The sequence below is a fragment of the Dellaglioa sp. CoH-57-MRSF-22 genome, assembly GCF_056781895.1.
Window position 1 is genome coordinate 1 of sequence record NZ_JBXAXT010000235.1, and the last position, 259, is coordinate 259.

Genomic DNA, 259 nt, shown 5'->3' on the forward strand with positions numbered 1-259 from the left:
GTCAAACTCGCTGTTGTCCAAGGATTCGTCCCATCTGTTTCTGCCACCGCGATATAACGCGACGGCCCATCTGCTGTCGTCATCTGAGTTACCCCAGAAGAGCTAGAAGTCTTGAAGGACCCCTGAATGTTTTGGTAACGATTCGAGTTACCGCGCATGACTACCGCGCGAACATCGGACACAGCAGGAATGTTCCAATTGTAGGTATCGGTCTGACCAGTGGCATTAGCCGTCACGTAGTTAGCGCCGGTCGTATCCG

1 protein-coding gene is annotated in these 259 nt (G+C 52.9%); it reads right to left on the minus strand.

Features of this window, described 5'->3' with window-relative positions; translation table 11 throughout:
- On the minus strand, positions 1-259 hold a 259-nt coding region (locus tag AC1RPR_RS08920), incomplete at both ends, for a hypothetical protein (protein ID WP_481763591.1).